This is a genomic window from Bradyrhizobium sp. CCGUVB4N, assembly GCF_024199945.1.
Classification (GTDB): Bacteria; Pseudomonadota; Alphaproteobacteria; order Rhizobiales; family Xanthobacteraceae; genus Bradyrhizobium.
This window is the reverse complement of sequence record NZ_JANADP010000001.1, coordinates 4161114-4173733: the sequence shown is the minus strand read 5'-3', so window position 1 is coordinate 4173733 and position 12620 is coordinate 4161114. Positions and strand designations below refer to the sequence as shown.

Sequence of the window (12620 nt, the reverse complement as noted above, 5' to 3'; positions counted from 1 at the left end):
GCCGGGCACAATATCACGATCGGGGCACCCCCTCATCCTCCGATCGGAGGATGGTGCCGGCCGGGCGGATGGAGCCCGGCCGGCGGGCATCGCGTTCAGGCCGCCAGGGCTGATGCCGGCTCAGAACGCGACGCGGAGGCCCCCTCTTGCGGTTCCAGTGCGGCTCTGGTCGGACATCACCATGCCCTCCACCGCGCCGAACACGGAGACGTTGGTCGTGGTGCGATAGTCGAGGCCGAAGCCCGCGACCGCGCCGACGGTGCTGCTTCTGCCTGGCGTCACGAAGGATAGATTCTGGCCGAGCAGCACCGTGTTGATGCCGGTGTCACCCACGCGCTGGAGCGCGATCACGCCGCCATGGATGTTGGCCTTGAGCTCGCCGCTGTCGAAGCGCGTCACCCGAGAGAGATCGACCTCTCCGCGTTCTTCGATATCCTGGAGTGTGCGGCTGCCGACCGACAGCCCTTGCGCAGAGCCGGCCTCGCTATAGCCGTCGAACCGGCCGGCGACGTAGCGCAGCCGCGCCGTCGGCGTCAGAAGGTAGCCATTGCCGATGTCGAGCTTGTAGCCATAGGCAAGCTCGGGGCTGATGTACCAGCCGCGATAGCTGGCGGTTGCCGTCTCCATGCCGCTCGCCACGGCATTGTTGAGCACCAGCCGCCGCGATTTGTTGTCGGCATTGCCGCCCTGGATGGTGAAGTCGAAGAATTGCGCGGCCCATTCGAAGCGGCTGTAGGCACCCGCGAACACATAATTGGTGTCCACCGACTGCGAGTTGAGATCGACCGAGAGGCCGCCCTGCCCGCCGCCGAGGAACGCGCCGACCAGCCAGTTCGGCTGCACTTTGCGATCGATGCCGATAGCGCCACCCCAGGCCGTCGAGGTCGCGCGCAGCGTTGCGGCGGTCTCGTCCTGGATGCGCTGGCCACCAAAGCTGTTGGCCCACACCGTGATCGGCGCCGGATCGGTCCACAGGCTGTGCGGCGCCTTGGTGAAGGGTCCCGCCTGCGCGGTTTCGGGCGCATAGGCCATCGCCATCATGTTGTTCGCGCCGGAGCCTGTGCCGTTGAGTCGGCCTTGCACGAGCGAAGAGACGCCGCTGCTAAAGTCCATCAGCGTGCGGTCGGTCTGGGCGAGCGCGGTGGGATCGAGGGTTGCGAGCGTGGTGCCGGATAGTACCGACGGGCCATTGAAACCGCCACCAGACGTGATGGTATTGATGGTACCGGTGAAGTGAATGAAGGTCGGCAGATCAATCGTCGTGAGCGAGGAGACCTTGCTGCTCGGTGCGAGGTTGACGTTGACGACGTCATCACCGAAGCCGAAATCGACCACGCCATTGATCTTCGAGCCCGGCAGCAACGTCAGCGTGTCGGCCGCCCTCGACAACCTGATCGCCACGCCGGAAGTTGCGGTTATCGTGCCGGCGTTGACGATCGTGGCGGCCCCCTGCGCAACAATAGCCTGGTCCGTTCCCGCGATGCTGCCGCCGGCCATGTTCGTCAGGTTGAGCGTGCTCGAGGCGACGATTCCTGACCTGCCGGTGATGAGCCCCGAATTGGTGATATTCGCCTGCCCCCCGGCGCCGATACCGGCCAGGCCTCCGGTGATCGTTCCCGAATTGACGACCGCCACAGTGCTCGTCGCCGAAATGGCGTAAAAGGTCGACGTCCGCAGAATGCCTGAATTTCGGACATCCGCCGTGGTGGCGTCGACGGCGCTACCGCCCGATCCTTCGACCACACCGGCATTGCTCAGCACGATGTTGTGCGCACTGATGCCGAATTGCCCTCCGGAGATGAGTCCTCCCGACAGATTCTCGACCGTCGCATTGTTAGTAGCGCGGATCGCCTTTCCACCGTTCGAGCCCCCCTTGATCGTGCCGCTATTTCTGACGGTTGCGTCCGCTCCTGCAAACACCGCGATGGAGTTGATATTCGTGGACTGAATCTTGCCGCCGTTGTTGTTGACGGTGACCGAACCCGACGGCGATCGGATCGCGTTGGCCTCACCCGTGATCGTGCCGGTGTTGTCAGTCACATTCACTGTTCCGGCCAAAATACCGACGCCGCCCGCGCTCAATGCGAGGATCTGTCCCGCATTGGAGACGGTCGCGACGATCGCATTGATCGCGGCCCCATTGACGTCGTCTGCCTGTATGATTCCGGCGCTGTCGTTCCTGACGGTTGCAGTGTTGGCAAGAACGCCCTGCGCTCCGGCCTCTATACGGCCGGTGTTCGAGGACACAACAACGATATTCGCCGCGATGGCCTGGCTTCCGCCCAAGAGCCCAGAAATCTCGCCGGAGTTGACGACCGTCGCAGTGCCTGGGCCAGATATTGCGACGCCGTCCGCTTCGATCTCGCCGGCGCTATTGTTGGTGATCGTCGCCATGCTCGTGAAGGAGATGCCGGCCGCACCGGCTCGGATGGTGCCGGTGTTACCGAGAGTCACTGTTTCCGCGCGAATTGCGATAGCTCCGGTGATGCCGTTGGTGTTGTTGACGACAGCGGTACCGGATGTATTGATCGCGATGCCGTTGGTTGCCCCTGCGGAGATCGTACCATTGTTGTCGACCGTCGTAGCCGTCGTTGCGGTGATTCCAAACCGATCGCCCTGAACCTGGCCATTTTGACTGGTGGACAGGTTGACGACGTTTGCCTGGATCGCGATGCCGCCTGCGGCGATCGCGTAGATGCTTCCTGAATTCTCAGTTTTCACATTCACCGTACCGAGGCTATTGACCCCAACAGCGTTGGTCCCGAATGCCTGAACGCGATCTCCGGTGTTCTTCAGATCGAGGTCGCCCAAGGCAGCAATTCCGGTGGCGCCATTCGACGCTGCGGTCCCGGCCAGGATGGCGCCAGCATTGTTGATCGAGCCCTGGTTGAGCGTGATGCCGGAGGTCGTGCCGTTCAGGAACGAGCCGGACGTCACGTTGATGGTGTTGCCGGTGTCGGTGGCCGATCCATAACCGATCGTACCGTTGGCGTTGGTCGTCGTGCCGGAACAGGTAATAGTCGTGTTGTTGACCGGCGACGGCGGCGTGCACGCAGCTTCGGCGCGCCCGGTCATGATCCACGGCCCCAGCAGAAGTGCTGATGCCGGGACCCGCAGCAGGCGGCGGTTGACGGTTGCGAGAAGCCTTCGTTTCATCTTCATTCCCCAAGCGAGGCCTTCCGCCCAATGGGCGTGCAGACCTATTGCAACCAGCCTCCTCCCTTCGAAGGAGGCCGGCGCAGCGAACGTGAATCGCTGATCGCTAAGGTAGGAGGACAGTCAACATCCGACTTGGACGGACGCGACCGAGGTTCGGCTCAGAGCGAACTGACGCTCTTTCGCAAGCACTGGTGCAGACTTGTGACACTGCCCACAGGCTCACGCCAGGTCCCAGCCCGCCTTCTCGGCACTCTCGGCCCAGACCGCGGCGCGATAGATCTCGCGGCCGCCATCGTCCCTGACGCGGATCCAGGCATCGCGATCGCGCAGATCATCGCGCCAGACGAAGAGGTGATTTGCCATCTCGTCGGCGACCGCGAAGGTCGCTCTCGCATGCTCGAACACCATGCCACCCGGATCGATCTTGACGACATTGCCGACCAGAAGGTCGAAGAAGAAACGGCGCATGTCTACTCCACGCGCCAGAACACGTAATCGGCGGAATACGGCACGCTGCGATAGGTCCCCGCCTGCTGACACGTGCCCCGGAGCACACCACCTTGCGTGTTGATGCGCTGCACGTGGCTGGCGCCGAAAAACAGGCCGTCGCCGCTCTGTGTGATCACTCCGAATTTGAGCCACGGCAGATCGTCGGCGCTGCGGCCTGCCGCCTGGGCGACAATCTTCGCCATCACAAAGCTGCCGTCCTTGTGCTCCCACATCAGTGTGCTGGCATCGACGGTGTCCCAATGCTGTGCGGCCGAGTGGCGCCCGACCGACTTGCCGCGGTCGATCAGCGTCGCGGTCGGCTCCCGCACCTGCCAGACCAGCTGATTTGTGGGGTCGCGCCGGCACTCGTAAATCTGCGCGCCCTCGGCATGAAGGACCGTGCCCGGAATCTCTCCGGGAACCCTGATCTCGTCCGGCGTCCCCGCCAAAGCCGACGCTCCACAGAGCACGCTCGCGACAACGGCACTACGTTTCAATAATCGCGCGATAGCCATGATTTCACGATCAAGGATCATGTGAAAAATTCCCGGCCCGGCCTAAAAATCGGCGGGCCGCTCAAATGCCCCGCGGATACGATCACTCCGCCGCGCCGCTCCTGACATCGCTCGGCGTGGCCCCGTAGGCCCGCCGGAAAGATCGGTTGAAATAGGAGAGATCGCCGAAGCCGACGTCGTAGGCGATCGAGGAGACCGGACGCTCCGCGAATTCCGGTTCCCGCAACATGCGATGGGCACGTTTCAGGCGTTGCTCGATCAGGAACGAGGAAAACGTCCTGCCGTCGGCCTCGAACAGGCGCTGGAGGTAGCGCGGCGTGACGCCGAGCTCCTGTGCGACGCCCGCGACCGAGATGTCCTGCCGCCAGCAATTGTTGACGATCAGGAATTTGGCCTTACGCAGGCGGGCGGCCTTCGCGCCGCGCCGGCCGGCGCTTTCCCTGATGTCGTCGGTTGGACCGAGCACGAGCGCCAGCAGATCGTGCAAATGCCCGGCGCCGAGCTCGCGCAATGCAGGCGTCGCCAATGCGTGCTCCCGCACCAGCGAGGCGGCGTAGTCGACCAGCACCCTGATCTCGGCCTGCCGGTCCCTGATAACGCGCATCACGGCGTCATCGACGTCCATGATGATCGGTGCAAGTACCCGCCGCGGCACCCGTAGCGAGAAGCAGTCTCCTTCCACGAATCGTTCGAAAGTCGTGGCGTCCTCGGCGCTCGCCAGCACCGCGTCTCCGGGACCGAGCAGCAGATCCCGTCCCCGCCCCGTGACCCCGATCGTTCCCGAGCGATTGAACACGAACGCAAGACTGTCGTCGCCGTCGTCGACGACGAGCTGCCGGGAACGAACGAGCTTGGCACCAAACAGCGTACCGAGGAGCAAGTGCGCGTCGGGCAGTGAATGCGCCGTGAGATTTGCGATGATCGGTTCGCCATCGCGAATTTCGAGCTCTGCCTTCGCTGTGCCGCGGCAGTAGAAATCGCGCAGCGTGGTGACGCGTTCGCTTTCCGGAATGTCGCTCGAGGAGACCTTGAGAACTGAAACATCATTATTGCTGCTCACTGCAATCCCTCCAATCGACGAGCAGGCTCGGCCACGCGCTGTTGTTTCCTGCACTCGTATCCGGTGCCGCGCATTGTTGTGATGGCGCGCATTGCCTCTCGCATGTCAGAAAATGGCTATACGAAAATGTCAGATGACAAGCGTCATACGTTCGGAGGACGAGTGTCGCCTGGTCTTCACATTGGATTGAGATCGCGCAATTTCGCAGGCCGCGATGTGAATTGGATCACACGGTGTCGTCCGGGCCGATCGGCTGCACGAATGGAGCAGCGAAGCCCGCCGCGATCTTCACGAGGTCGGCCTGCCTGCCGGCGCCGGTCTTCTCGAACAGGCGGCCGAGATGCGTCTTCACCGTCGTCTCGGCAATTCCGAGCTTTGCCGCGATGTCGGGAACTCCGCCAAGCTCGACGATGGCCATCAGCACGCGCATTTCAGACGGTGTCAGCCGGAATGCTGCAGCGATCGCATCCGTTGCGAGCTGGGGCACCATCGAGGCTTTTTGCAGGAACAGCACCGTGGCTGCAGCATCGCGATGCAGGCTACGTTGGGGCGTCAGCGAAAACGCGTAGGCCAGATAGTGCTGACCGTCGGCCGACGTCATCAGCTCGATCCTGCGGCGATCGGCAGACCCGGTTCCGCCACCGGCGACGGCATCAAAGAGACCGCGGAATATTTTGTCGGCCTGGGTGTTACGCGCGACGATGCGATCGCCGACGATCGCGAGCAGATTTCCGTCGGCGAGCATTTGCCGACACGACGCGTTGGCATGAACGACACGCCCGTCCGCATCGAACAGGCAGATCGCCGTGCTCAAGGCGTCGAGGACCTCCGCGAGGTCGGCCACGGTGTGGGAGCGCGCCCTGATCTGCCGACCCATGACGCGCGAGCGCTGGATGTGCGGCGCGAGCAGCCGCATGCGCTCGCGCATGGCGTCATCGACGGTTCCGCGTGACCGGCCGCGCATGACCTGCAGGATCGTGGTGCGCGCATGCGATCGCTCCAGCGTGACGGTCGCGAGATCGACGGCGCCCTGCGGTTCCACCCACTCGCGATAGAAGCTCGTGGCCACGAAGTCCGAATAGGGCATGACGTCGGCCACGCCGATGGTCCGTTCGACGGGCAGTTCGAGATGGCGATCGAGCAAGGGATCGAGCTCGACATAGCGGTCCCGATAGAGTTCGCGGAAGCGGGACTCAGTTCCATAGTGCTGGTGGATTTCGATCGAGAGCCTGGCGGCGTCCCGCGACAGAATGGTCACGGCCGAGCCGCCGACAAAGCCGGCAACCTGTTCCAGGGCGGCGCTTCGCTGTGCAGGATCGACCGCCGCATCGTAGATCTCGCCGACGAGCGAGGAGAACCTGCTGGCCTCGAGGATCGTCATCGGCGGAGCAATGCGGTCTGGAGGCTGACGATGAAGACGGGCCGGCCGATCGCCGTGGTCGACGACGAGAAAACGTCAGAAAAAAATGCTGGAATCTCGAACATCGTCCTTGCGTAACGTCAACCGCAGGGTGCGGCTTGGACGTTTTCGCCAAAGACTAGGATAAATGCGAACAGCCGGCGGGCTGTGTGCCGGGCATCACGCGCCCGCTCACCGCTTGCTCAATCAGCCGCGTCCAGGGCGCGCGGCATTTTATTTCCGGTTCTCCTCGCAGAACTTCAGCGCGGCGAGCGCCTCGCCGGCGCGCGGAATCTGCATCTCGATGCTGTCGTCGTCATCGTCCTCGAAATCGAGCGTGAGGCGCTTGGCTTTCGACAGGCGATCCATGATCGATTGATCATACTCGAAGATGCCACGCACGGTGGTCTTGTCCATGACCTCCCACTTCGCCTTCGACATGATGTCGGCGTCGTCGGTGCCGACGTCGGCCTTCAGGATCTCGCCAACCTTGTCCCACTCCCAGCCGTCATAGATCATTACGATCACGATGGCCTTGTCGGAATAGGTGATGACGATGACGTAATCGCGGTTCTCGTCGTCCTTGTCCTTGTAGCCGCGGCTCGCGTTGCAATGGGTGTCCTGGGTGCGCTTCTCGATGGTCCAGTCGCCGACCTTGGACTGTTGCGCGGCGGCAGGCCCGGCGCTCAAGGCGCCGGCCAGCACTGCGGCGGCAAGAAGAGATCGTTTCATGTCAGCCTCCAGCAATTCCCCTGCTCAAGCTGACCATCTCTCTCCGCAAGCCGCAAGAGTTTCAACCGGCTCGATCCGGCCGCGCTAGGCGCGCCGCGGCACGATCGCGATCGGTGTGAAGGTGTAAACCTCCTCGCCGTTCTGGTTGAACATGGTCCATTTGACCAGCGCGATGCCCTGCGGCTTCGACTTCGACGGCGTCAGGCTCATGACCTCGCCGACCAGGTGCAGGCGGTCATTCGGCCGCACCGGGATGGTCCAGCGCAGGCCGTCGACGCCGGCGCCGATCAGCGGATGCGGGCCGAACGGACGGGTCTGGATCGCGAGGTTCATGGCGATCGCCGCAGTGTGCCATCCCGACGCAGCCAGGCCGTTGAACAGGGTCTGCTTGGCGGCCTCATGGTCCAGATGCATCGGCTGCGGATCGAACTCGGCGGCAAACCGCTTGATGTCGGCCTCGGTGACCTCGACCTCGGGGGATTTGAAACGCATGCCGACGGTGAGATCGTCGAACCAGGCGACCTGTGCCATGATTTTGCCTCGAAATATGGGCGACCGCGCGCGATGTACGCGACCGGGGGGAATAGACGCGTGTCGCATGTAGCGGTTTGACCGCTCGCAGGCCAGCCCCGGGTTCCCCGCGAAACCCCTTTCCCAAATCGACGAAACACGCCTGAAACAGATGGCCGCTTTACTGGTTATCAAAATCATACAGGGACGTGCGTCATGATCGAGCTGATCTCAGCCTTGCTTGCCCTCTGCGCAATCGGCGTGTTCGCTGCACATGCGTTGGATGCCTACCGCACCTCGCACTACTAGGGCGCCGCGCCGGTTTTGAAAGCTAGAACGGCCGCCGGTAAAAATGCTCGGAATGTGTTGTCGGCGGAAACCGGTTCGCCAGCGCCAGCGCGCCTCTCTCGTCCGTCTCGAGCGCGATCTTCTGCGCCAGCATCACGTCGCCCGGCACCAGGAAGCCTGACGGGACGAAGCACCACCCCATCGTCGCATTTCCGGCATTGTCGACCTCGTGGACGTTGGCGGCGGTGCCGTAGTGGATGCGATAGCGCTTGCCGCTGTCGCAACCGATGACATCGAAATGCCGGTGCTGCTCGAACTGTGCGCGCTGCTCTTCAGACAGCCATTCGGCCAGCAGCCGCCGCCCGCGCGCCTCGGGCGTGTTCTCGCCGAAGAAGCGCCGGTAGAGCTCGCGGAGCGCGTGCAAACGCGCTCGCGCGGGCGCGCGAAGCCTGAAGACCGCGATCATCGGCCGTTCAGATCAACCGCCGACCAGGCGGGGATAGAACAGCGTTTCCTGCGCGGTCGGGTCGAACGATTTGATACGCGTGACTTCGCCGGGCCCGGTCCGGTACGCGGCGGTAAAGCCCGCACCCGTCAGCTCCCGAAAGCGTTGTTCGGCCCGCGCCAACGCTTCGGCATTTTCAGGATCAAACTCGTGGCGTGTATCGCCGGTCTGGTCCATCACGATCTGGGTAGCCATGTTGAGTTCTCCTCATGCCCAGCCCTGAACTTGATCTAAGCAAACCTCATGCCGTCGGTTCCTGAAAGCAACAACTTTCTCTCTTCAGCAGGTCACGCCTTGCGGAGTACCCTCAACGCGCTGCTGCCGCCCCGCCGCCCCCATCGATCTGGCGTCCCATCAGTGCGATGGCCTTCTGATAGACGCCTGCCGCGTTCCAAGCCTGGATCGCGGCAAAATTCGGCTCGCCCGGCTGGTAGCCGGCTCCCGCACGCCAGCCATTGGCCTTGAGGAAGTTCGCGGTCGAGCTCAGCGCGTTGGCGGCGACCTCGAGATTGCCGGTGCCATAGGCCAGGATGTTCTTGGGCATGAACTGGGTCTGACCAACCTCGCCATGCATGGAGCCGCGGGTGGATCCCGACAGCACGCCACGGTCGACCAGCTTCAGCGCAGCATAGAGCTGTTCTGTGAAGAATTCGGGACGGCGGCAGTCATAGGCGAGCGTCGCGATCGACGAGAGCATGTTCTGGTTGCCGCGCTGGCTGCCGAAACCGGTCTCCATGCCCCAGATCGCGATCAACGGCCCCGGTGGCACGCCGTAGCGCTGCTCGATCGAGGCGAACATCGCCGCCTGCGACTGCTTCAGCGACCGGCCGCGCGCGACGATCGTGGTGGCACCGCGCTTGGCCAGAAACTGGTCGAGCGACAGTGAAAAACTGTGCTGGCTGCGATCGGCGCCGATGGTCGCGCTGGCGTAATTGGTCTGCATCAGCGCCGAGATCGCGGTCTGGCCGATGCCCTTGCCCTGCGCCTCCGCGCTGAACTCCCGCTTCCAGGCCTCGAAGCCGCCGGGTCCGTTGCCGCATTGCGCGGCATGGGCCGCGGAGGCCAGGGACAACAGTAGCGCGGCCGCGCCAATCGTCGCCGTCGCAACGGCCCTGCCCTTGATCATTCCGTGGTCCCTTCCTTCGACTTTACGCGACCGGCCCGCGCGCGGGCATGATCCTACGCCAGCCGCGCCCGCTCAAGCCCCGACCGATGCAATCAATGCAAGCAATGCGCTTGACATGAATCAAAGGCTTATCAATCGCCATCGATCCCGAGCAGGAAATCCACCATGATGCCTTGGTGCTGCCGGTACATGTCGGTGCCGGTCGCCGTCACGCAGCCGAGCGCCCGTGCCGCTGCAATGAAGGGCGAGATTTCGGGCTTGGTGATCACGCAGCCGCAATAGGCCGACGGCGCCAGCCGCGTGACATCGACCGGCTGCGGGTCGCCCTGCTTCATCCCGGCGGGTGTGGCATTGGCGACGAAGTCGAAACCTGCGGGATCGACGGTGCCTGCCCGCACGGGCGCTTTGCCGAGCCCGTTGAGCCGGCCGACCAGGGCGTCGCGGCGCTCGGCTGCGGTGTCGTGAATCGCGAGCTCGCTGACGCCGGCCTCGACCAAGGCGAGCGCGATGGCCGAACCGGCACCACCCGCGCCGACCAGCAGCGCCCGCATGCCGCGGGGATCGATCCCCTTCGCCCGCGCGGCGCCGACGAAGCCGAGACCGTCCACCATGTCGCCGTGCCATGAACCGTCGGCCCGCCGGCGCATCAAATTGACGGTGCGCAGGAAGTGCGCACGTTCCGTCGTACTGGCGCAGGCCTGGTAGCAGGCGAATTTGTGTGGAATGGTCACGACGATGCCGTCGAGGTTCATCAATCGGCCCGCCACCGAGAGAAGCTCCGGCAGATCGGCGGTCGCAACCTGAACAGGAACGAGAATCCCGTCATGGCCGCGCGCCGCGAACTCGGCCGAGACTCCCGCAGGTGAACGCACCTGGGCGATGGGATCGCCGACGATGACGTAAAGCCGCGTCGCACCTGTGGGAGCCGGAATCATGCCGGGACCTGGGCGCCGTCGGTCCTCGCGTCCGCTCCATAGGTCAATTCCAATCCGTCCAGGCCGCCTTCCTTCCGCCATTTGGCGAGCAGCCGGAGGAAGGCCATCGGCCCGCGCCAATACTGGCTGTTGCGCGCCGCGATCGGATCGAACACCCCTTCATTGTTGTAATAGCCCGGCGTGCATTCGGCGAGGTAGGTCTGGCGGCCGACCGCGGCCTTCACCACTTCGTCGACCCAGGCATTCTCGGCGGCGAGCGTCGGCTCCAGCGTCCTCGCACCGCGCTTGCGCGCCTGATCGATGACATAGGCGATGTGCTGCGATTGCTCGTCGATGATGTGCGGAAAATTGGCGCTCTGGCCGGCCTGCACCGTCACGATCAGGAAGCAGTTCGGAAAGCCTCGGCTGTAGAAGCCGTGCATCGTCTTGACGCCATCGCGCCAGCGCTCGGACAGGCTGACGCCGTCGCGGCCATAGACCTCGAAGCCCATGCGCCGCGCATAGTCGGTGCCGACCTCGAAACCGCTGGCATAGATCAGGCAGTCGAGCTCGTAGGCCTTGCCGTCGACGACGACCGCATTCTCGGTGATGCGGTCGACGCCCCTGCCCCCGGTGTCGACGAGATGCACGTTGGCGCGATTGAACGTGTCGAAATATTCGTCGTGAAAACACGGCCGCTTGCAGAACGCCTTGTACCAGGGTTTTAGCGCCGCTGCGGCTGCCTCGTCCTTGACCACGGCGTCGACGCGGGCCCGGATCTCCTCCATCTTGCGATAGTCGGCTTGCTCGATCACCTTCAGCGCCTCTTCCATCGAGGTCACCGGTTGTGGCTGACGACGCGGCGCCAGCAAGATTTCGCCGAGCAGGCCGGTCCAGCCGTCCTGCACGAGATCCTGCTCGAACGGCTCGCCCGAAATCACGGCGGTGAAATTGTCCATCCGCTCGCGCTGCCAGCCGGGTTTCAGGCCTTCAGCCCAGGATTGATCCGTCGGCCGGTCGTCGCGCACGCCGATCGCCGATGGGGTGCGCTGGAACACGAAAAGCTCCTTTGCCGAGCGGCCGAGATGCGGCACGCACTGCACCGCGGTGGCGCCGGTGCCGATGATGCCGACGCGCTTATCGGCGAGACCGTCGAGACCGCCCTCCGCGGTGCCGCCGGTGTAGGAATAGTCCCAGCGGCTGGTGTGAAAGCTGTGGCCCTTGAAGCTTTCGATGCCGGGAATGCCGGGCAGCTTCGGCCGGCTGAGCGGACCGCCGGCAAGGATGACGAAGCGTGCGCGTATGCGATCGCCGCGATCTGTCTCGACCAGCCAGCGTGCCTCGCCCTCCTTCCATTCCATTCGCGAGATGACGGTCTGAAACAGCGCACGCTCGTAGAGGCCGAAGTGGCGACCGATGCGGCGCGAGTGTTCGTAGATCTCTGGGGCACGCGCATATTTGCGCACCGGCATGTAGCCGGTCTCTTCCAGCAGCGGCAGATAGATGTAGCTCTCGGTATCGCAGGCCGCACCCGGATAGCGATTCCAGTACCAGGTGCCGCCGAAATCGGCCGCCTTTTCCACGATGCGGAAATCAGTGATGCCGGCCGCACGCAGACGCGCGCCACACAGCAAGCCGCCGAAGCCGCCGCCCACGATGACGACCTCGGTCTCTTCGCTGACGGGCTCGCGCGCAAATCCGGGATCGGCCCAGGGATCGTCGAGGTAACGACCGAAATCGCCTGTCACCTCGACATATTGTGCCTTGCCTTCGCTGCGCAGACGCAGGTCGCGCTCATCGCGATAGCGCGCGCGGAGTGCGGCAATGTCGACCGTAGATTCGCCGGTTGTACCGGTCTTGTGTCTTTCCGCTGACATCGATTTCCTCCACGGCGAACGCAGCTTCGCCGACAGCTCATCGCAC

At 63.8% G+C, this 12620-nt stretch carries 12 protein-coding genes; all 12 read right to left on the bottom strand.

All coding sequences use genetic code 11. From position 1 onward, the window contains the following. Positions 1-120: 120 nt before the first annotated feature. Entirely contained in the window at positions 121-3156 is a 3036-nt protein-coding gene (locus tag NLM31_RS18780; RefSeq protein ID WP_254193208.1) for an autotransporter domain-containing protein, read from the bottom strand. 222 nt (positions 3157-3378) lie between these two features. Next, positions 3379-3627 carry a DUF6894 family protein gene (locus tag NLM31_RS18775; RefSeq protein ID WP_254193207.1) on the bottom strand — a complete coding sequence of 83 codons (249 nt, stop codon included), beginning with the start codon at positions 3625-3627 and terminating at the stop codon, positions 3379-3381. Positions 3628-3629: 2 nt separating this feature from the next. Continuing rightward, positions 3630-4184, bottom strand: coding sequence for a DUF3455 domain-containing protein (locus NLM31_RS18770; RefSeq protein ID WP_254130778.1), 555 nt, complete (start codon positions 4182-4184; stop codon positions 3630-3632). 61 nt (positions 4185-4245) lie between these two features. Continuing rightward, a complete protein-coding gene (locus tag NLM31_RS18765) occupies positions 4246-5223 on the bottom strand; it encodes an AraC family transcriptional regulator (RefSeq protein WP_254130777.1) in 978 nt (325 codons plus the stop codon). Between the two features lie 226 nt (positions 5224-5449). Beyond that, positions 5450-6604, bottom strand: coding sequence for a LuxR C-terminal-related transcriptional regulator (locus NLM31_RS18760; RefSeq protein ID WP_254193206.1), 1155 nt, complete (start codon positions 6602-6604; stop codon positions 5450-5452). A gap of 252 nt (positions 6605-6856) precedes the next feature. Then, positions 6857-7354 (bottom strand): hypothetical protein, encoded by a 498-nt coding sequence (locus tag NLM31_RS18755; protein ID WP_254130775.1) that lies wholly within the window; start codon positions 7352-7354, stop codon positions 6857-6859. Positions 7355-7438: 84 nt separating this feature from the next. Then, complete coding sequence (locus NLM31_RS18750; protein ID WP_254130774.1) at positions 7439-7885, bottom strand: MaoC family dehydratase; 447 nt, start codon at positions 7883-7885, stop codon at positions 7439-7441. A gap of 310 nt (positions 7886-8195) precedes the next feature. Then, a complete protein-coding gene (locus NLM31_RS18745; RefSeq protein WP_254193205.1) occupies positions 8196-8618 on the bottom strand; it encodes a hypothetical protein in 423 nt (140 codons plus the stop codon). A gap of 12 nt (positions 8619-8630) precedes the next feature. Continuing rightward, positions 8631-8852, bottom strand: a complete 222-nt coding sequence (locus tag NLM31_RS18740) for a hypothetical protein (protein ID WP_092230347.1) — start codon at positions 8850-8852, stop codon at positions 8631-8633. 112 nt (positions 8853-8964) lie between these two features. Beyond that, positions 8965-9783: a lytic transglycosylase domain-containing protein gene (locus NLM31_RS18735; RefSeq protein WP_254130772.1), complete on the bottom strand. Its 819-nt coding sequence runs from the start codon at positions 9781-9783 to the stop codon at positions 8965-8967. Positions 9784-9914: 131 nt separating this feature from the next. Beyond that, positions 9915-10718: a shikimate dehydrogenase gene (locus tag NLM31_RS18730; protein WP_254193204.1), complete on the bottom strand. Its 804-nt coding sequence runs from the start codon at positions 10716-10718 to the stop codon at positions 9915-9917. Next, entirely contained in the window at positions 10715-12574 is a 1860-nt protein-coding gene (locus tag NLM31_RS18725) for an NAD(P)/FAD-dependent oxidoreductase (protein ID WP_254193203.1), read from the bottom strand. The genes NLM31_RS18730 and NLM31_RS18725 overlap by 4 nt, the downstream gene beginning before the upstream one ends. Positions 12575-12620 lie beyond the last annotated feature (46 nt).